Origin of the sequence: Klebsiella sp. CN_Kp075 (genome assembly GCF_040065055.2) — a bacterium.
GTDB lineage: Bacteria > Pseudomonadota > Gammaproteobacteria > Enterobacterales > Enterobacteriaceae > Klebsiella > Klebsiella aerogenes.
On record NZ_CM198050.1, the window covers coordinates 3432748 to 3452852 of the forward strand.

The 20105-nt window shown below is 54.6% G+C and carries 15 protein-coding genes; all 15 read right to left on the reverse strand.

The window, feature by feature from the left end:
• Nucleotides 1-310: 310 nt before the first annotated feature.
• Entirely contained in the window at nt 311-1447 is a 1137-nt protein-coding gene (locus ABLV78_RS16480; RefSeq protein WP_348865263.1) for a tail fiber domain-containing protein, read from the reverse strand.
• Nucleotides 1448-1477: 30 nt separating this feature from the next.
• Complete coding sequence (gene gpJ, locus ABLV78_RS16485; protein ID WP_348865264.1) at nt 1478-10831, reverse strand: TipJ family phage tail tip protein; 9354 nt, start codon at nt 10829-10831, stop codon at nt 1478-1480.
• A gap of 61 nt (nt 10832-10892) precedes the next feature.
• The gene (locus tag ABLV78_RS16490) at nt 10893-11498 is read right to left on the reverse strand and encodes a tail assembly protein (protein ID WP_348865265.1); all 606 of its coding nucleotides are present in this window, start codon (nt 11496-11498) and stop codon (nt 10893-10895) included.
• 56 nt (nt 11499-11554) lie between these two features.
• Nucleotides 11555-11953 (reverse strand): hypothetical protein, encoded by a 399-nt coding sequence (locus ABLV78_RS16495; protein ID WP_072269120.1) that lies wholly within the window; start codon nt 11951-11953, stop codon nt 11555-11557.
• Between the two features lie 33 nt (nt 11954-11986).
• Nucleotides 11987-12697 carry a C40 family peptidase gene (locus ABLV78_RS16500; RefSeq protein WP_047043727.1) on the reverse strand — a complete coding sequence of 237 codons (711 nt, stop codon included), beginning with the start codon at nt 12695-12697 and terminating at the stop codon, nt 11987-11989.
• Between the two features lies 1 nt (nt 12698).
• Nucleotides 12699-13451: a phage minor tail protein L gene (locus ABLV78_RS16505; RefSeq protein WP_348865266.1), complete on the reverse strand. Its 753-nt coding sequence runs from the start codon at nt 13449-13451 to the stop codon at nt 12699-12701.
• The gene (locus ABLV78_RS16510; RefSeq protein ID WP_131066628.1) at nt 13448-13795 is read right to left on the reverse strand and encodes a phage tail protein; all 348 of its coding nucleotides are present in this window, start codon (nt 13793-13795) and stop codon (nt 13448-13450) included. Before ABLV78_RS16510 ends, ABLV78_RS16505 begins: the two co-directional genes overlap by 4 nt.
• A gap of 3 nt (nt 13796-13798) precedes the next feature.
• Entirely contained in the window at nt 13799-16942 is a 3144-nt protein-coding gene (locus ABLV78_RS16515; protein ID WP_348865267.1) for a phage tail tape measure protein, read from the reverse strand.
• On the reverse strand, nt 16926-17198 hold the full coding sequence (locus ABLV78_RS16520) for a phage tail assembly protein T (RefSeq protein ID WP_015367370.1): 273 nt from the start codon (nt 17196-17198) through the stop codon (nt 16926-16928). The genes ABLV78_RS16515 and ABLV78_RS16520 overlap by 17 nt, the downstream gene beginning before the upstream one ends.
• Nucleotides 17199-17260: 62 nt before the next feature.
• Nucleotides 17261-17689: a phage tail assembly chaperone G gene (gene gpG / locus ABLV78_RS16525; protein ID WP_080959414.1), complete on the reverse strand. Its 429-nt coding sequence runs from the start codon at nt 17687-17689 to the stop codon at nt 17261-17263.
• Between the two features lie 10 nt (nt 17690-17699).
• Entirely contained in the window at nt 17700-18443 is a 744-nt protein-coding gene (locus tag ABLV78_RS16530) for a phage tail protein (protein WP_348865268.1), read from the reverse strand.
• 8 nt (nt 18444-18451) lie between these two features.
• The gene (locus ABLV78_RS16535; RefSeq protein WP_047050088.1) at nt 18452-18853 is read right to left on the reverse strand and encodes a phage minor tail U family protein; all 402 of its coding nucleotides are present in this window, start codon (nt 18851-18853) and stop codon (nt 18452-18454) included.
• On the reverse strand, nt 18850-19428 hold the full coding sequence (locus ABLV78_RS16540) for a phage tail protein (RefSeq protein ID WP_020315398.1): 579 nt from the start codon (nt 19426-19428) through the stop codon (nt 18850-18852). The genes ABLV78_RS16535 and ABLV78_RS16540 overlap by 4 nt, the downstream gene beginning before the upstream one ends.
• Nucleotides 19429-19431: 3 nt before the next feature.
• Nucleotides 19432-19674, reverse strand: coding sequence for a DNA breaking-rejoining protein (locus ABLV78_RS16545; RefSeq protein ID WP_238645133.1), 243 nt, complete (start codon nt 19672-19674; stop codon nt 19432-19434).
• A 25-nt stretch (nt 19675-19699) separates the two neighbouring features.
• Complete coding sequence (locus ABLV78_RS16550) at nt 19700-20026, reverse strand: DUF2190 family protein (RefSeq protein WP_047077475.1); 327 nt, start codon at nt 20024-20026, stop codon at nt 19700-19702.
• Between the last annotated feature and the right edge of the window lie 79 nt (nt 20027-20105).

The window sequence follows — 20105 nt, forward strand, 5'->3', positions numbered from 1 at the left end:
ATATCTAAGTCCAGATATAAAGTCTGGACTTTTTTTGCCCTAAGATTTGCATACGCCATTATTTTTCCATCCCTTCATGTTTAAATTTGAGTGTAATCTGAACAAATTTACCCTGAGGAAATGTTCGCAACACGGTCATTCTCACAGTGTATTGATTTAAATGGTGAACCTGGTATGCGGTGACTGTTGGATTGTGTTTTGCTTCCTTTGCATGACGTTAATTTCCGCTTATCGCTCAATGCGGACTGTCAGATTTGATTGCATTCTGCATACACAAATTGTCAGTTGGTGTCTGAACAAGTAAACATGATTACTGGATTGCTAATGCAGATAATTGCTCCTCCAGTTCGTCTACTCGCTTAATCAATACTTGTACCGCAGCCAGTGTGTCCATCATTATCACGTTATTATCTAACTGAAGGCGGTCGTCATCCACCCGTTCACCGTTGCGCATGTATGCCGTGTTAACCTGCTTCACATACTGCGGATCAACGTCCCGCGCCTGCTGCGCGATAATTCCCCGGCGCGTCCTTCCCTGCTCGTCGTCGTTATAGACGAACGTCACCAGCTCAAGCGCCCGGATGCGGTCGACAGATAGCTGTCCGTCCGTCGGATTAATGTCATGCTTCATGCGCGCGTCGGACGTTCCCTGGAACTGGACGTTACCGTTCTGGCTGCTGTAGATCCTGCCGTCGCTCAGGAACTGCCACCACTGCTGGCTAGCGTTGAACCCCTGAACGGTGATCGCTAATCGGTGGTTTGTTCCCACCTGTTCCTCAAAATACGCCGCCGCCATTCCGGCCTCTGCGCCTTTACTGTCTGCGCCTCGCTGTTTGAACCGCCAAGTCATGTTAGGGGAGTTGATAAGAGTACCGATAGCCGGTGCGCCAGGTTCGTCAAATCGCGTAGCTACGAACCCCCACCAAATATTGCCGTCGACAGTGTTAGCCCCAAACGTCCGCTGATTACCGTATACACGCCAGCCAGGTGATACGGCAAGCGCGCCGTCTTCGGCGATGATGCGATGCGTGTAGTCAGCCGTACTATTGCCATAGTGAAAATCAATGTAAGGCGTTGGTGCGGTTAGCTCGATATGAGACCCGGCAATCTGTACGCCGTTTAAATTTCCGTTAACCGTTAGGTTCTTGTCGACCGTGAGGTTGTTTTTAAAGGTGCTGCTTACATTCCACGTCTGCGCCTGCGTCCACGTGTTGGTCGCCGTCGTCTTCGCTACGTCCTTCAGCGCTGTGTCGATGTTCTGCTGTCGCGTGGCGTATTCGCTCAGGAACTGCGCCCACGATTTTACCGTCCCCGTTGTACCGTCCGGCTTCGTGACCGTCACGTTCCCGGCTCCAAATAAAAACTGCTGTTGATTTGCTAAATCCACATAAGTGCGGTCGAAACATTTCTGGATGCTGGCCGCTAATTCGTCACTAATTATCGCCATATTGTTAAGGGTCCCGAAGGACCCCTCCTGTTAAAGTAGGCTTATCGCGTTACTGTTGCGCGCGACAAAAGCGTCGAAGCGCATCAAAGTACGAAGTTCCATTGAACCGTTACGGTCGAGATAACATCCGAAGCGGACAATCGCATCACCAGTTCCAGCCGGTACAATAAAGCGGAGACTTTCTATCGTCGCGTACCCTTCCTTTGACGACCAAAATATTTGTCCGTCAATAGATATCGCCGTTGTCATCGGCCCACCGCCGGAAGTATCGCCACCTGGGCGCATAAGTATTGCGTACCCTACGTAGCCCGGATTGAGTCCGCCATCCGCGCCGGACTGATAAGACATACCAGCACGAAGGTCGCCGTACTTATCCGCCTGACGTAATGCGCCTTTGATATCGACTACTTGATCAAATCCCTGCTTACGAATACGCAGAAGATCCCACCACTGCCATGTTGCTTTTGGCACACGGTTGTACGTGGCCTTGTAACAGTTGATTGCGAACGAGCCAACGTCACCCTCGATCCGCGACGCGTACACGGTGCCGTTAAAGTAACCATCATTGGCACGTACGGTGCCGGTAAATACGCCGTCCGTCGCGAATACCCTACCGCGGACCGTTACGTCGTTGAACTCCGCGCCGCCGCCTTTCGAGATGCTCCACCCTTTACCCGCCTGGCCTGGCTGGTAGTTCGTCGAGCGGATGTTGTCGGAGATTTGCGCGAAATCGATAACCAGGTTACGAGCCATCGCCTGCTGAAAATAAGCGCCGTTCCCGTCGATACCGAAGACCATATTTTTTTGATCGCCGTTAGGCACATAAACGCCAAACGTATCAGCCTGGACCAGGAACTGTGACTGGCCGCTGCCATTAATCCCCAGCTGAAGACCAGCCACGTAGTTATTTCCACCTGAAGACGTGCTGACCTTCACGCCCCACTGCGCTCCCAACTGGCCGTTTAAATCCGCCACGGTGGATGCCGTCTGCTGAACGGTTGCAGACATATCCCCGACCTGCGAGGTCAGCGTGGTGATTTGCTCCGTGGTTGATTTTTCCAGGTCGGCAACGGTTTTGTTCGTCGTGGTGATTGCCGCGCTATTGTCGCCAATCATGCTGCGCATCTGGTTAAAGCCGTTCGCCATCGCCAGGCCGTTAGATGCAATGGTTTCGTCCTGCTTCGTGATACGCGACTCTGCATCACCCACACGCGAGCCGAGGCTGGTGATTTGCCCTGCCTGCGCGGTGATATCCTTACCTTGATGGGTCACGGTAGCAGTCAGCTGGGTAACGGCGTTCGCGGCGCCAGTGGCGGTATCCTGCGCCTCCTGTGCGTCGGTCACATCGACAATGCTGATATCGTCCAGATACAGCGAATAACCGGCTCCACCATTCGGCCCCCTGGTGGAGATCCACATCTGCGCAATGCTCCGGTCGGTACCGACGGTCGCTACTCCCGTCAGGAGAACCCATTTGCCGCGCGAGATGTTTGTCTCGGAGATACGGACGGCTTCCGGCCACTGGTTTGCGCCGCCATTCTCTCCGCGAGCAAAGAGGCCGACAGACACGTTCCATCCGTTCGGTGTCGACATATCACTGGCCATGTAAGCCCAGAGAGAAAACCGATACTTACCGCCACCACGAACAGCAAGCCAGTTCCCAATCATCTTGTCGCTGTTGCCGTTCTCGCCGTTGTTACGCGTGATTTTGAGCGACTTCTGGCCATTGCGGTAAACATCGGTCGAGACGCGCGCCAGCGAGCTGCTGCCCAGCTGCTGGTTTGCGGTGTACGACTCAAATGAGCCATCACACCAGGGGTTTAATCCCTGACTCTGCAGCGCACCGATTGAGGCGTTGACCGACGTGATCGCGCTGGCATTAGAGGCAATATCTTTTCCCTGCTGTGTCACGGTCGACTGCAGGTTAGATACAGCGCCAGCCGTGGCATCGAGATCGACCCGGTCAGTAATATCGATAACGTACACATCGTCGATATAAATTTCGCCTGCATTCAAAAACGCGTTGATGCTGACCGACATGGTGCCGTCTTTAGTGGCGGTATACGTGTTGCTGTACTCCTGCCATACGCTGCCAGTAGGCATTGTGGCCGGGTCGAAGCGCGCCTCAGCGATTACAGAGCTATCGAGGTAAGCAAATCGAACCTTGTTATTCGGCTGCGTATTCGGTTGCATAGTCGACCCGGCCTTAGCCCGCAACCACGCACCAAACTTGTACGTCCTGCCCTTAACGGCAGTAATAACAGTGTCGCTCGACAAAAGAGTCGCGTTGGTAGCAGCGACATATTTCACGATTTTTTTGCCGCTGTGTGGATTCTGCGCCGACATCACTGTCGCCTGTGCTGGCGCGGTCCAGTTGGTGAAGTCACGCTCGAATCCCCCGTTTAAAATCAGGTTGCCCGTGATTTTGTTATCCACGTCAGCCATCGCTGCATTCAGGTTTGCAGAAACGGCGGTCGTGGCGCTGGCATTCGCAGCAATATCCTTGCCCTGCTGTGTGACCGTCTGCTGCAGCTGCGTGACCGCAGACGTATTCGCATCGATGGCCACCGCATCGGTGATGTCATAGATGGCGATGTAATCAATCTGAATGACCGACGCGTTCGGGTAGCAATAGAGCGCAAAAACAGAACCATCCACTGTCGCCGACGATGGCGCGCTAAACTCAGCGGCGTACGTCGCCCAGGTATCCGTGGCGGAGAACTGGCGGTTTTCATACGTCCCGGCCACATTCCCCAGGTAGTTAAACCGGCGAACCATGAAATTCATCGCGCCGGATACGCCCTTCGCCTTAACGATGACCTGGTAGCGGCGTGGGGTATTGTGTGGCAGCGGCGCTTTCTGGTTAGCAAAGAGGCCGGTATACAACGTGCTGTCGAGCTGCGTCATCTGGACGCCGGGTTTACCGTCGCCAAAGTCGCCAAACTCCACCTTGTTACGCGTATTCCCCTGGACACCCCACAGCGCCGATCCGCTCATAAAATTAAAATCGTTTGCCAGGTTCTCGCCGCGATTGAGCATCGCATTCACCGCGCCGGTGACGGAGGTGATCGCCTGGCTGTTCGTTTCAATTTTCCCTTCCGCTGCCGTGGTTCGTTGCGTCAGGGATTGAATTGCGCTGCTGTTCGCGCTCTGCCCGGATTCAAGGTTCGACACCCGACCAGTGATGGCCGTAATCGCCTGGCCCTGGCTGGTAATGGTGTTGCCCTGCTGTGTCACTTTCGCATCCAGCTGGGTCACAGCACCGGCGGCAGCGTCGGCAGCAGTCTGCGCACCCTGCGCGGCGGTGATCTCCCGGCAGTGGAAATCAGTTGCATACCATACGGAGCCATACGGCGCGTTCTGGTTCACCTGCAGGAACGGGCGCATATATCCGCGCGGGAAGTTAGCCGGGACCGTCCAGCGGTATTTTTTCTCCGTCCAGGTCTGAGTGGGCGCAACGCTACCCGGTAACGCAGCGTACGCCACGGCACCCGTATTCGGTCCCGTAGCCGAGCCGATGTACATGTTAAATGCGGCGTTGGAACCTGCCTTTGCCGCTACCCAGACCGAAATCTCGAATACCTGTCCCGCTTTTACCGGCCACGGTGGCGTATTGAGCTGGTGATCGCGTGAGGCCAGTCGTGCTACATAGCGACGCGGAGCCCCAGCCGGGATGTCAGCATCATACGGAATACCATCATCGTCGTTGCTGTCTACCGTATCCCGGCGGGTAAAGCCCATAGACGGATATGCGGGGTCAAATGTCGGGTTCAGGATGTAGTCGCCACCCGCTGCCGTCTGCGAATTCAGAGCAACATTAATCCCGGTGATCGCCGTTCCCTGCGATTCAATTTTCCCCTCAGCGTTTGTAACGCGTGTATCCAGTTTACTCACGGCATCGGCGGTGGCCGCTTTGGCCAGCCCTTCCTCAACCGTCGAAACACGCCCTTTCAGGCTGGTGATGGCCTGGTTCGCCGCCGTAATATCCTTGCCCTGCTGGGTCACGGTGGCGCTAAGGTCCTGTACTGTCTTGTTATCGGCCTTCTGGTCAATCCGCTTGCCGAGGTCAGTATTCACCGTATCGACTTTATTGCTGACCTGCGTAATCTGCTGGCCCTGACTGGTGATGCGGTCGCCCTGCTGTGAAACAGTTTGCGATAAACCAGAGATCGCCTGGCCGTTCGCGGCAATCGCAGAATCAGCATTCTGCTTATTCTGTTTAACGGTATTGGTTAACGCCGTCGTCCGCTCCGCCTGTGCGGTAATATCCTTACCCTGCTGCGTGACGGTGGCCTTCAGGCTATCCAGCGCGGCGGTGGTGGCTTTCTTCGCCACCTCGGCATTGGTGGCATCAATACGCCCACCCAGGCTGGTGATCGCGCTGGCGTTGGTGGCAATGTCGTCACCGTTCTTCGTGACCTGCGACTGCAGGTCCTGCACTGCTGATGCATCGGCTTTACCAGCGATACCGTTTGAGGCGGTCAGCATGAAGCCCTGCAGGTAAACGCGAGCGGTCGACGGCGTCCATCCTCCGCAGGCCATGCGCAGGTAACACCACCTCCCTTTGAAGTTATCCGGGATCGTGAACGTCAGCGTGCGGGTCTGGTAGCCGGTGGTGATACCCGCAAACCAGTTATTGTCCTGGACAAGCCAGTTAGTCGGATTCCCCCAATTCTCAATCAGGCCCATCGTAAAATTCTGGGTCCCGATGCTGATCGTCGCGTCGTCCGTCTTGAATCCGAAGGTGAGCGTCAGTTTCTGACCGGCTTCAACCGGGATTTTTGTTCCGTTGGCGATCCGCATCGCCGGCTCGGTCGTGGTGAGACCTTTCATCACCGCGTCATAGACCGGAGCCCCCGCGCCGGTGCCGGACAGCTGCCAGTTATCCGCTTTATTAATCAGGTCGCCATTCAGCAGGAGGTTGCCGGTCGTAATCTGTGACTTGAGCGCCGTCGTCTGCTGCGCCGTGGTGGCCAGCGTATTCTCGGCAGTCGTGACGCGGGTCGTCAGTTGCTGGACGGCATCCGAGCTGGCGCTGTCTGCCGGTGCCTGGCTCCAGTCGCTCACAATATTTCCGGATTCAAACATCGGAGAGCTGATCCACGCTTCGCGCGCTGCAGCTGCGCCGTCGAGTCTGGCCACAACGAGGTACGCCGCCCCGGACAAGCCAGGTTTGCGTTTGTATTTAACCCAATAGCGTCTCCAGGACGTGGAGAGCGTTACGGTCACATCGCCGTTATACCCGGCTGGACGCTCCACAATAACGCCCTGGCTGGTTTCAGCGCGGATAGTGGCATCCGGCGTATTCAGGAAACAACGAACCGGCGTTTTGTCCGTCTTCGCTTTTGCATAGAACGACAGAACATACTCGGTACCGTCAACCGGCGCGGCCAGCGTGTAGTCGAGGACGGCGAAATCAGTCGCTCCGGCGGCACGCGTCAGGATGCGAACCGCGTTCCCCCGGTAGCGTTCGGTTGCTGATGGCGATTTGCCGGTCAGTTCCCCGGAGTTGGGTATCAGGTTTACGCCGCCGATTCGGATGTTATCGACCTTAGATTCCACCCCGGCAATCTGGCTGGCGTTAGCCTGAACTTTGCCGTCGATGGTCTGGACGTCACCCTCGATTTTCTGGATGGCCAGCGTATGGCCAGCAATGACGCCGTTCGCTGAAACAAGGTCCGCGGCGACCTGATCCGTTTTCGAGGCTGTCGACTGCAGGTCGCTCGCCAGCGTATCCATGCGCTGGGTCGCCGCTGCAGTGGATTTATCATAATCGACGCGCAACGTATCAACGCGGGAGCCGATGGCCTTCTCCGCCGTCACGCGGATTTTCCGCTCTTCGAAAAGCAGGCCAGAAACCAGGTTATTCGGGTCTGTCCCTTCCTCGTTGCCGCGCAGCTGCACAGCCAGCTGGTTACGCTCCATTGCCTCAGCTGAGTCGGCAGCAGTCATCGCCGTTTTCAGGTCCTGAATCTGCGCCTGCGATGCACCAGGGGTCGGGCGCCCAACGGCCAGCCAGTCAACGGCATAATAGTTATCTGCGTCAGCCGCTCCACCCTGTGAGAAGTCGAGACGCAGGCGACGGATAGTGCCGGAAGCCTGCCACGGGATATCCGGGATCGCGATAGTGCTGATGCCGGTGGCCGGGTCAAAATCTGGTACGGGCAGTACCAGACGGCGTCCCTCGGTCCAGCCGGTTTCATCAGCGCCAATCCAGTAAAGCCGACCGCCCCAGGCCGGGTTGCCGACTTTTTTGATGCGCAGGCGGAGGTACTTATAGGCGCTGCCGTCAATCAGCGTGCCAGCGCCAGACGGGCTGCGCATGGTCGAAATGGCATCCGCAGGAAGGATCCACCCGTCGTCGGTTGTCGGGAGCGGTTTCGTGCCGCCGTCGTCAGAACTCCACCCCTCGTTGTCCTTGTCGAAATACCAGATTTTGAGACTGTCGAACTGCTCGCCGGTACCGGCTGAAATCGACGCCATCTGCTGCGCCATGCTGTCAAATCCATCCTGCATGGTGACGTTCGTCGTCTCAATCGCCGCTTCAACTTCGCGTTTGGCACTCAGCAGATTATCGGCGGCCTGCTTCGCCACGGCGGCATCGTCCGTTTCGGCTTTCGCCACCGCTGCAGCAGTGTCGCTGGCCGCTTTCTGCGCCGTGGCAGTGTCGCCTGCAGCGCGGTCTTTCACTTCCTGCGCCAGCTTGTTGGTCGTGTCGTTGGTTTTGGCGATGTTGGCAGCCAGGTCCTTGCCCTGCTGCGTGACGATGGCCCCCTGCGCGGCGACATCCTTCGCCGCCTGGTTAGCGGTGCCCCGGGCGGCGTCCGCAGCCTGTTGCGCGGCGTCGGCGGCAGCGCTGTTGTCCTGGATGCCCTTGTTCAGTTCCTCGTATGTATCCGAGCCTTTAAGCGCGTCGTCGAGCTGCTGGTAATAATCAGAAACGTTATCGCTGGACATTCCATGCACCCAGCCGGTCCACGGCGAGGCATTGCCCAGGCGGTCAACCAGGCGCGCGCGGTACCAGAACTGCGTGGCAATCTGCAGGCCCATCTGCTGATAATGTTTGCCCGGATACGCTAAATCGGTCAATGGCATCGCGCCGTTCCCGCTCTGGTCCGGGCTGTACTGCAGTTCGGTTCGCTGGCTATCCTCTGCGCCTGCAGGGAATTCCCAGCGAATTTCGATACCTGCGGTCAGTGAAACGGTCGTCAGCGCCATCGGCGGCAGCGGCTCGCCGACTTTCCCGGTCAGGGTCTTCTCTTCCGAGTACGCCCAGCCACTGGAAATTTCCGCCGCGTTGATCGCACGGACTCGCACCAGATAGCGACCGGCATAAATGCCGCTGACCTCAAATGACGTGGTCGAGCTGCGCGGCACATTAATCCAGTTGCCGTCATTGCGGCGCCACTGCGCCTCATAGGCGATAGCGTTTTGTACCGAGTCCCAATTGGCCTGCAGGGTTTCGACGCTGATCCCCTGATTCACCACGGAGAAGGACGTCAGGAGGATGCCATCAGGCGGCGCCTGGTTACCAGGGGGAACAACACTGACCGGACGCTGATCAATTATGGCGCCCGTATCGATGCGCGCGTATTTGTCCGGATCATGCGACGTACCTGTAATCGTGTAAGTCCCGTTGTTGTTATCCTTAACGCCAACTACACGATACTGCTGCAGGAAAAGATCATCAGACTCAATAGCCCATACTGATTCGGCCTCGGGAGTCTCGCTGAATGCCGTGGTAACAGTCACCTGCCGGCGGCCATTTATTGACTGAATAGTCCGGCTCTGGGAAGTACCGGAAGGCAGGTTAACCTGCAGGCGATCTCCGGCATTAGCATCAATATCCCTGTCCAGGATGATAACCCGCCCGTCTACTTTACTGATGCGGCCGCCGTTGACTTTCCCGGCCAGCATTTCATCGGCTACGCCGATAACGTAACCAGGCTGAGGAATTTTACCATCCAGGCCGACATCAAACGTCACCATGCGATCTTTGTTATTGGTTAGGATCCCCCACAACCCTTTCCTGTGAGCCTCTGATTGTCGAGTGCAACCGATCGCCGTTAGCTCGAGCTGATTAAATCCGTAGCGCGCGACAAGCTCTTTTACAAATGACGGCTCCATTGCATCAGAAAAGGCGTTGGCCGGATCTGACCACGATACAAGAGCATTGGTATAGCGGGTTTTACTGGTACTGCTGGAATAACGGAATTTGCCATCAATGACGTTGGCGCGGGTATAGGTGAAATCGATATCGCGCGGCATATCCGCCAGCGCGATAATCTGTTGACCGTTCCAGCATGTCATTCCACGGAATATGGCGGCAAAGTCGCGCAGCACCGTATAGGCTGCATTGCGATCCTGAATGTATACGTTACAGATATAACGCGGCTCCAGGCCATCACCGCCCTTACCATCAGGAACAAGCTGGTCGCAGTATTGCGCAACCTGGTACAGCATCCATTTATCGATATTGGCAGCAGTCAGCCGATTGCCAAGACCGAAGCGGTCGCTAACCACCAGATCGTAAAAAATCCATGCGGGGTTGTCAGTCCATGCCCATTTAAACGAGCCCGTCCAGGTTCCGGTATAAGAGCGGGTTTCAGGATCATAGGTATCAGGGACACGAATAACCCGACCGCGGGGCTCACATGAAATCTGTGGAATGGAGCCATTAAACTGACTCGAATCAAACTCGATATATAGCAAAGCCGTGTTTGGATAACGCAGCTTCGCGTCGATAACTTCCGTATAACTCAGCAGCGCCATATTGTCGCCAATCTTTGCGCTGTTAGCATCAGGAGTTAATTTGCGCAGACGAACGGTCCATGTTGCGCCGGCCCGCGGCAAATCGATACGGTGGCTTCGCTCATACCCTGAAGTGGTTTTCCCGGTCACCGCCGTATCAACCACTGTCTGCCAGCTACCGCCATCGGTCTGTAAATCGATGGCGTATTTCACGGTGTTGCCGACGAGATCGCCATCATCTTCCTGAGTAAAAAGAGCCGACCATTTCAAACGCAGCCGGATAGCGGACAGCTGGGTATTCGTAAACGTGTGGGTCCATGCCGTCTGGCTTGAAATGTCCGTGCCCACGCTAATTTCATTCTCGGTACCTGGAATACCCTGAATATAGTTTTGCGCCTGAGTGCCCGGACGAAACTCCCAGGCCACGCCGCTAAAGTTTTGTGAGCCGTCGGCATTCTCGATCGGGGTACCATCGAGATAAATATCTTTACCCGTCAGGCTACCGGCAAACTCTCCCTCACCTAAAGCAACAAGAATTTTCGCTTTCGCAATGGACTGTAAATCATCCGGCTGTTCTGTGGGTGTGCGCTGTTTAGAGCTGCCGCCTTTGCGCCCTTTAATGATGTTCGCCATATTTTACCCATAAAAAAAGCCGCCTGTTGGCAGCCTGAAAGGTTAACTACAATGCGTTGAATTACTGCTGATCTTCCACGTAGATCCCAGCAGAGATAATGGCTCCGCCAATTCGTCGTTTTCCGTAGAGAAGGGGAACTGGATAACCCTGTGAGGCTGTATTGGTCACGCTGCCGAATGCGTAAGAGGCTTTGTTATCGTCGGATTGTTTACTGGCTAATCCTGCAGGTTGTGGAGAAAGCATCTGAATAACACCACTAGCCATCATTCCCACACCCGCGCTTACCATAGCAGTACCTATTGCCCCGCCCACACCTGTCCAGGAAGTCATCACCCCTACTACAACCCCAACAGCAGCTAACACAGCTCCAAATATTGTTTGAAGCATTCCTGCTTTTTTACTACCGATTAATACAGGGATAATACGAATTTCTTCTCCGGATATTGGAAATGCTAAATCATCCTCTCCGATATTTTTATCATTTTTAAATACAGCATATGTGAGACCTTTTTGCTCACTTTCATTTAAATATCTTTCGAAACCATCTATTGTACAGCAAAGCGCTCTAATGGCCTCTTTTGTATTTCTTACAAGTCGATAGTGGACTTTCCCAAAGTGCTTCCCCAGCACTCCACTAATCACAATTTTTGTCATTACTTCTGGCATAAAAAACCCCAACAAAAAGGCCGAGTTAACGGCCTTATAGGTTAAATATCAGGATATTATTTAACTCGCCACATTCGATATTGACCGACTGCTCCAATTTCAGTTTTATACTCCTGATAGTCACCAACTGCATTAAGCTCTAAAGATTTTCTCCATGAAGTCAATGCACATTTAAATTTAACAGATAAGTTATGATGACCATTAGGAACGTATAAATCAACATATTGATTTTTTTGTAATCCTGCAATCTCTTTATCATCGACCTTAAGCACTAAGGGGCAATCTTCACCTAATGCGGCACCGGATAGCTGAGAAACACGATGAACACGAATTTGCGTAGAGTTTGAGGAAGGTTTTTTATATTCAGTAGAATATAGTGTTTTCGTCTCCTCAAAAGGATTACTTGAACAGGCAAATAAACTAGTTACGCATAATAATAAAATTATCTTTTTCAATTTAGTACCACTCCCTTTGATTTTGGAGAAAGGTTAGCACAATGAATGATAACGCAGAACCTTCATAGTCCTCTCTAACCAGTAACCGCCATATGGCACCCGTTTACTGAGGTGACCATAAAGATGGTGCAGCAGCATATTCCCCTCCAGCAGGATCCCGGCATGATTCCACTTATCCGACTGAACCTGCATGATGACCATATCCCCGGATTGTGGGGGCCCATCAAATTCACGGAACCCACATTCATACCAACAATCGTGGTAAAAATTATCGGGATACTGTTTTTCCCACCAGGGATAATCGACGCGGTAGTCATGCAATTCTATACCATGAGTCTGCCGGAAGTAGCTCATTACCAACCCCCAGCAATCATAATGGCCAAGCACAAACGGTCGCTCAAGTAACGGTAGTTCCCCTCGAGGATGGATAGTACGAAAATCCCCTTCCGGCCAACTGATGATATGCCAGGGCATCAGGGTCGCGTCACATTGTGCCTTGTCCAGTTCGCTCGGCTGGGTCGTGGCGTCCGGGTGACTGTGTACGATCCCAGTCACTACCCCCCAGTCCTCAGCGGCAGCATAATCCTCAGGCGCCAGAATAAAATGCTCAGTTGGTTCACCGGCAATGTTACGGCACGGGAAATAGCGCACTACCCGGCCTTTCTGGGCGACTAGCCCACAGGCCTCTCTCGGGTATTCCGCCGCCGCATGTGCCTGTATCGCCTGAATGACTTTTTGACGCATATCAGCTCCTGATTAATGAAGTCCCCGGAAACCCACCGAACGGCAATTCACTGGTGTCACCGTGCCTCAACTTACATGCTGTGAGGGTACCGTTGCAGACGTCCTTCGAGGGGTCATCGACCGGCTTATTGTTTTGGTCAAAATACCGCGAGCCTGCGTAATCACAGCCATCACCAGAACGATACTTATTCCGTATGCACCAGGTACACAACGAATGCAACTGGCGGGTGGGGATCATCATGCCCTGTAGGTCCATCGGGCTGGCAAGGGTGAACTCCACCACCTCATCCGTTTCATCGGTTTTCGCATCGATATACCAGGTTTGCAATTTTTCCTGGGTGGGATCGGCGGTAGCATTGCCGGAGGGAAAATTACGGGGATCGAGGTACTTTGCCAGCGTATCGTGGATAGTGACTTTTGCCTGCATCAGATCATCATAATACAGGCACAGAGCAGTTACAGACGCATCAAGGTTAGCAACCCGTAACGTAGGCTGGGCATCCGTCCCACTAGTGGAAGCCTCAATCCCCTCTATCTCACACGGCCAGGCTTTATATTCAGTACCCTGCCACCAGATACTTTTTGCAGGTAACTTATCCTCATCCCCTCCTGCAGCAATTATTTCATCTTCTGTATGGGCAATATTATGCGAGTGGAAATACAGAACATTATCTAGTCCAAAACTACTGCCATCAATTTCAAATAGCCTGATTTCATTACCAGGTTCCAGCTTTTGATAATCAGAATTAATCATGGTGCAAATGCCTGTTCAAATGTTGCGGTGATGGTGATGATTTTCTTTCCCTGAATAACTTTTTGCAGACTGTCCGCTTCAACCCGCCAAAGTGCTAATTCACCTGATGGTGGTTTAAAGGAAAACGATTTAGTTTTATGGCGACGCAAAAATTTATAAATATCCAGCGCAGTATCAGGGTCGCCGGAAAATGAAAATTCATAACTTAATGCTTCATCATTTATGCCATTCCCGGATACCTGGGCATAACCGTCACCAAACTGAACCTTACGAATATTATCTTTGCTTTTTAGCGTCGGTTGGCTGGCAGCCTGAATGCGCCATGAGAATGTTTCAATTGCCATAAATTACCTGCGGTTATTAGCGTTCCAGATAAGCCCACCGGGACGCAGCGCTTTGGCAATCCCATCCTGCACGGAGCGGTTAACAACCTGCTGATAGGCCTTTCCAACAGCATCAGTATTACCCTGCCGCTGATCATTACCTGTCTGCTGAGTTGTCACACTGACTGGTGCATAGACATTCACGCCACCAGCGAATGCGCCTGCAGGCGCACCACCAGCGCCGACATATCCGCCGGAAGCATAGCCTTTCATCATCCGATAAAGGTTACTCACGCCGATGCGGCTGGTTGCCTCTTTGGTGAAAACGAACTCGCCGCGGTGGACAACCCCGGCGGGCTCGTATTTCCCCCCATGCCCGGTAAAACCGCCCCCATCAAAACCGGAAGGACGATAGGAAGGAACGGCATACGACGGCCCTGACTTCGGGGAACTGGAGCCGCCGCTGATCCACCCCATAGCCGCCTGAATGGTATAGGCCACGATCAGCTGATTGATGACCTGAACAATCATCTTCAGAATGGATGTGGTGAATTCTTTAAAACTCGCCTTTCCGGTTGTGGTCAGCGCTGTCAGCTGGTTGGCAAGACCACTGAATGTGGCCTGAGAAATATCTTTCACAGATGAGAAAACATCTGTGGCCGAATCCTGATACTCCGCCCAGCCCTGCTTCGCACCGGCGAGCCAGTTACCGCGCAGTGCGTCCTCGGCTTCATAGGTGGCTTGCTGTTCCGCCAGCACCTTCCGCTGCGCATCAGGGTTGAAGGCATACGTTTCACTCAGTTTTTCAAGCGTGGTCCTTCTGTTCGACTCCCTACCAGAAAGCCCGTCGGCCTGAGCATTGATCCCCGCCCTCAGCGCGCTTTGCTGTTGGGCGAATTTATTGGCCTGATCAGCCAGATTATTCAGCTTCTGCTGCCGGGCGACCTTATCACCGAGATCGGCCAGCTGGCGTTTGTATTCCAGCGTTTCGTTTTTGTGGGCCAGCAGGGATTTTTCCTGCGTGGACAACTGGCGGCGGCCGGCGGCCTCCTGTAAAACGGCATACTGGTTTTCCGTCTGCCAGAGGTCACGGCGCTGCTTACTGATCACATCGTTAACGTCGGTATGCTGCTGCAGGGTTTTAAGCTGCGCCTGTAGCGTCAGCAGCTCCGCCTGCGCCCCTTCCTCAGCTTTACTGCCAGCGGGCGTGGTATATTGCCTGCCTTTCGGCGTTTTCGGATCTTTGTATTTGCTATCGATGCCCGCGCGGATTTTCGCGATATCGCTGTCCGTCCAGCGGGTAGCAATCCCATCGATGGCATCCTGTTTATTTTTCGCAACCAGCTTATTAAATTCTTCCTGAGCACGGGCCCGCCGCTCGGCAGGTTTCAGGCCAGCATCAAGAAGCTGGTTAAACTGCTGCTGATTCCTTATTGCCTGCTGCTGCTGGTCATTGCGCAGCTTCTCGCGCGCCGCGGCTAACCCCTCCTGAGCATATGCTTTATCAGCCTCATCATAGGCCTGTTTTTTGAGAGATAACTGCTCACGGGCGTTGCGAAGACGCTCTGCATCAGCTTTCACCAGCGGATTGTTTCCCGCATAGTCAGGATCGACTTTAAGGTTGGACGACAGCGCGCGGTATTCCTTTTCGGCTGACTGCCAGTCCGCAAAAGCCCCCTGCCGCTTCATGGCAGTATCAGGATTCCGACCAATGCCCATCATGGCATCCCAGGCGCCGCTGGCGGCATTTTTCACCCAGTTCCACGCAGTTTCCAGTGTCCCCAGATTTTCCTTCACCGCATTTGCGCGCTGGATAACGCTGTCGGAATAGGCCCGCATCGCGAGCTCTGCAGCGCGCTGTGAATCCCCCAACGCCTGAGCAGCTGAAATCTGTTCAAACTGGCTGGCGGTCAGAAAATGCAGCGACTCATTCAGCGTTGCAACCGCATTAACCGGATCCTCTTTCAGCCGTTTGAACTGGTTAATAGTTTCATCCACCGCCTGGCCGGTCGCCTGCTGGAGCCTTGCAGCCACGTTGGCAACACGCTCGACGTCGGCTCCACCGAATGCCCCACTTCCGACAACCTGCGCTAATACGGCTGCCGCGGCGTGCTGAGTGACTCCATTTCCTGAGATGTTCCGCGCCAGCGCCTGCAGTTGTCCCGATGTTTTCCCGGCATAGTTCCCGGTGAGAATAAGCTGTTTGTTAAACTCTTCGGCTTCCTTCCCGCCCTCGTACCATGCCTTTCCCAGCAGAACGACGGAGGCCGCTATGCCACCGACCACGCCGGCGATCCCCAGTCCGCGTAGTGTCATCATTTTTTCGAGCCACCCGGCCTGGTTCGCCAGGGTTATCCCGGAGCCACGCAACGCGCCGAAATTACCACGCAATAATTCCCCCGCCAGCACGCCAAGTTCCCGACGTGCGCCAGCGCTCTCGAGACCAAGGCTGTGCGTGGCGACCTTTGCCGCTTCCAGTTTGCGGATATAAACTTCAGCGGCATCGCCGGCGCCCACCTGCGCCGCTTTCATTCTCAGGAGCTCTGTACCAGATAGCTTTTGCTCGACAACCTGCGCCTTCAGCTGGCGAAGAAATTTCTCGCGCGCCTGGTTCGCTTTTTCCTCAACCTGCTGAAGTTCTTTCTGCCGCGCCGTGGTGCGGGAAATCAGGGAGAGATAATCACCCTGAGTGATGTTTCCCTGTGCGCGGGCCTTGCGGAATTGTTCCTGGACACTGGCCAGCGACCGTGTTTCACCACTGAGGGATCGAACGCCATCTATCTGCCGAAAGAACGATTCCGCCAGCGCATCCTGCCGCCGCGCCAGCGCCTCTGCCTGAGCGTCGTTCTCCCGATAACGCTGGTTTAGCCCGGTGACGCGCTGGTAAGTCTCATCGACCGATTTGGAGACCCGTTGCAGTTCGCTCTGAAGCCCGGCGGCGGCATCCGCCTGTCGCTTCTGCATATCGGACACGGCGCCTGCGCTGGCGGCGCTGTTGGTTTTCAGCGCGCTGATTTGCGCCTCTGCCGCACTACGCATGCGCGTTTGAACTTTGTCCGATTCATCCGCCATACCGGACAGTTGCCCCTTAATCCTGGCGATCTGTTCGGTAAATGTGGCGCTGTCGACATCCAGGTTAATGACAAGGTCGCTAATCTGCTGGGCCATATCTGGTGCCTCCTGTTATTCCCTCTGCGGCCAGCATCATGGCGTCATCGTCCTGCACATTATCCGCTGCTACCTCAGCAGACGGGGACAGCAAGCTGAAGTGTGCAGGGGTGAGATCCGGATCCCGGTATAAGAAGGTTGAAATGGTGTATAGCAGCCCGGAGAAATGGGCATCGAGTTGCGCGTCCTGGAAATAACGCTCCCGGTAAAAGTGATGCCAGTCGCCCAGCTCGGAGGACGTCATGCCAGCAAGCATGGCGCGCCAGTCGGGCCGCCCGAACTCACGCGCCAGTTTCAGGACAAAATCAAGCTCGCTGGCTAGGGCTTTTCCGCAGTAACAGGTTCATCACCCAGCGCGGTGGCATCAATATCTTCATCCGTGGATTGCTCTTCTTCGGCAACAGGCGCCAGCATGCCGGAGAGCAGCTTGATCTGCATTTCCGCTTTGCCAATCGCTTCCGCCGGCCAGGTACTCATCACCTGCTGGTGGAGTTCCTCTTCAGATGGCCCCTTCGGATCGTTATGCCAGAGCGAGAGCGCAATCAGGCGCGCGCCTGCGCGAATACTCATGCTGACCAGCCCGGCGGACATTGTCTGGTCATCCACGTCATCAGAAATGGCGGATAAGGCTTTTTCTTCTGCGGCCAGATATTCGAGATAAGTAATGCGCTGCAATGCCGACAATTCGGTGATTGGCACCGAAGCGCCGTTATGGGTAAATTCGTCTTTCTTCAAAAACATGCTCATGCCTTTATCCTCAGGACGCAGTCACGGTGGTCTTGCAGGTCGCCACAAAATTACCGTCATTGCTCATGACAATAATGTCTGCCGCGCCAGCCGCCACGCCGGTGACAATCAGAGATTTACCACTCACGGCCACAGTCGCCTTTGCGCTATCCGAGGTCGCCGCACGGAAAGACTGTTCCGATGCACTGGCAGGCAGGAAGGTGACGTTTAGCGTTGTGGTGGCGCCGACGGCTACGCTGGCCGTTGCCTTGTCGAGTTTGATGCCGGTCACTGCGATCGGCGGGTTGCCGCTTTCTTCAGCCAGTTCCGGTTTCCCGGTATTGGTGATTTTTGCGGTACGCGTGATCACTTCCTTCGCGGGGATGGCTTTACCCAGGCTACTGCACCAACCTTTGAACACATCCACGGTGCCATTCGGATACTTAATTTTGTACGCCCGTACAGAGCCATCGACAAACCAGGCCACCAGCGATTTTTGACCCTCCTCTCCTGGTTTCCAGGCCAGCGTTAATGATGTATCACCTGCCGATTTTGCCCCCTGGGCGGTAGCGGTCCAGTCCGCATCTTCATCATCAAGATAGGTATCATCGTAGGACTCAGCCGTCATCTCACCCGGCGTCAGCTCCTTAATTTTTGCCAGGCGCTGCCAGTCGGCATCGGAAAGTGGGTTAGCGTAGGGATTTCCCGTTCCGGTATATAACCAGAGCGTGGTGCCCGCCCCTTTAACCGGGGCCATTGGATTTGGAGTAGCCATAAAATTCCTTATCTCAGGTAAGTGAGGGTGTAAGTCAGATCGACAGATCCCCATGTGGCCAGTTCGTCATCGCGCTGGTAGTCGTAGCCCATGGGGATCATCGTTTCGATTAAGGGAGATAGCGCCGGGATAGTCTCAAGGGCCGGGTACACCTTTTCCTCCATCCACGCATCCAGCGCGCTATCCGGCGTGGTTGATTTCAGAAATACCTCGATATGGAGGACTGATTGCCAGCTGTCCTCATCAAGGCTGTCTCCCGTGTATTCGGCATCAGACAGATAGACTGCCAGCGCCGGCAGGTCCTGCTCTTCCAGAAAAACAGGGCGCCCGTCAAACCATGTCACACGATCCGGAATGGACGCCTTTAGTTGTTCCAGTACCGCAAGACGAATAGCGGTGTGTTTGCTCATCGCTTCAGGTGGATCCTCAGTTGATTTTTCAGCGCGGCAGACAGCTCCTTCGGCATATCGCTGTCGATAAGCTGCTTTGATATCGCGGTGAAGGATTGGGTTAATGGGATTTCGAGGGGAACTTTGACAACATCTATCGGGTAACGGGGTTTACCCAGCCGGCGCATAACCTGCCATCGCCCGTTCGCCAGCTGCTGAATAAACGCATTTCTGAAAATGTACGGGCCAATACGTAACACGCTACCGCGCCCGCGCTTTTCTCCTTTTCGCCTGGAGAGTTGCACGCGCGCTGCACCCAGCTTGATTGCGGGCAGGTTTCCCCGGTTAATACGAATTGCCGCCACCAGCCTTTCAGGCTTCGCGCGCTTAAGACGCGAACGCTGGCGGACCAGCTTCACCGGCAACCCCTTTTTGTGGTTATCGCCCACTGTCGCTTCTTTTGCGACTTTCCTGCTGCCCTGCGTAATCGCCCGCCCGGCGACCCGGTTGAGCGCCTGGGCGGCAGCCGTTGGGACCATCAGGCGGCTCAGACTGTTCAGGTTCTGGATCGCACGCTCAAGACCTTTCAGTGACATCATTCACTCCAGCCAGATTTGAGGCTTCCCGTTAAAAAGCTGATAACGGGTAACGATCCAGTCTTTACCGTCATATTCGACAGCATCGTTTCTGGCGGGCCGATAGTCAGCAGCAAAAACAACCAGCACCGTTGCGGTACCGGACAACACGCCCATCTCCTCCAGCAATTCAGCAGGCACGACGTCAACGCTTATGCCGTTAATGACCGCTTCCCTGCCCATTTTTTTGAGGGTGGCGGCATCCATCCGGGCCGCCATCTTGTCGAAAGGGTTAGGCATTGATTTTGACGTCAATGACGGTACTGTTAGCCGCAGCATTTTCCCAGGCAACACCCGCCAGGACGGCATCAGTGGCTTCCAGTTGTACTTTACCCGCCTTGATATACACCTTTTCCCCCGCGCTGATTTCATCGGCGGCCAGCTTCGGCAACTGGAATACACCTTCGGTAAGGCCATCACCTGTATCGCCGCCCGGAATATCCGTGATCGCAACCGCAATCATTTGACCGATAACAACCGGCGCCCCGCTCAGGATGATTTCCTGTCCGGCATTCTCCAGAGGGATAGTCTTTCCTTCCTGCACATAGTTTTTAGCCATAACATCTCCTATCAGCCCGGAAGGGCTGATTTCAGGTATAAAAAAAGCCCATATGGGCTAAGAGGTTCGAGTGGGTGGA

Coding starts and splice junctions, on each gene's coding strand:
- ABLV78_RS16545 (WP_238645133.1), bottom strand. CDS start 19,674: ATGGATGCCGCCACCCTCAAAAAAATGGGCAGGGAAGCGGTCATTAAC.
- ABLV78_RS16520 (WP_015367370.1), bottom strand. CDS start 17,198: ATGCTTGCTGGCATGACGTCCTCCGAGCTGGGCGACTGGCATCACTTT.
- ABLV78_RS16530 (WP_348865268.1), bottom strand. CDS start 18,443: ATGGCTACTCCAAATCCAATGGCCCCGGTTAAAGGGGCGGGCACCACG.
- ABLV78_RS16510 (WP_131066628.1), bottom strand. CDS start 13,795: ATGGCAATTGAAACATTCTCATGGCGCATTCAGGCTGCCAGCCAACCG.
- ABLV78_RS16535 (WP_047050088.1), bottom strand. CDS start 18,853: ATGAGCAAACACACCGCTATTCGTCTTGCGGTACTGGAACAACTAAAG.
- ABLV78_RS16540 (WP_020315398.1), bottom strand. CDS start 19,428: ATGTCACTGAAAGGTCTTGAGCGTGCGATCCAGAACCTGAACAGTCTG.
- ABLV78_RS16515 (WP_348865267.1), bottom strand. CDS start 16,942: ATGGCCCAGCAGATTAGCGACCTTGTCATTAACCTGGATGTCGACAGC.
- ABLV78_RS16550 (WP_047077475.1), bottom strand. CDS start 20,026: ATGGCTAAAAACTATGTGCAGGAAGGAAAGACTATCCCTCTGGAGAAT.
- ABLV78_RS16505 (WP_348865266.1), bottom strand. CDS start 13,451: ATGATTAATTCTGATTATCAAAAGCTGGAACCTGGTAATGAAATCAGG.
- gpG (WP_080959414.1), bottom strand. CDS start 17,689: ATGAGCATGTTTTTGAAGAAAGACGAATTTACCCATAACGGCGCTTCG.
- ABLV78_RS16480 (WP_348865263.1), bottom strand. CDS start 1,447: ATGGCGATAATTAGTGACGAATTAGCGGCCAGCATCCAGAAATGTTTC.
- ABLV78_RS16490 (WP_348865265.1), bottom strand. CDS start 11,498: ATGCCAGAAGTAATGACAAAAATTGTGATTAGTGGAGTGCTGGGGAAG.
- ABLV78_RS16500 (WP_047043727.1), bottom strand. CDS start 12,697: ATGCGTCAAAAAGTCATTCAGGCGATACAGGCACATGCGGCGGCGGAA.
- gpJ (WP_348865264.1), bottom strand. CDS start 10,831: ATGGCGAACATCATTAAAGGGCGCAAAGGCGGCAGCTCTAAACAGCGC.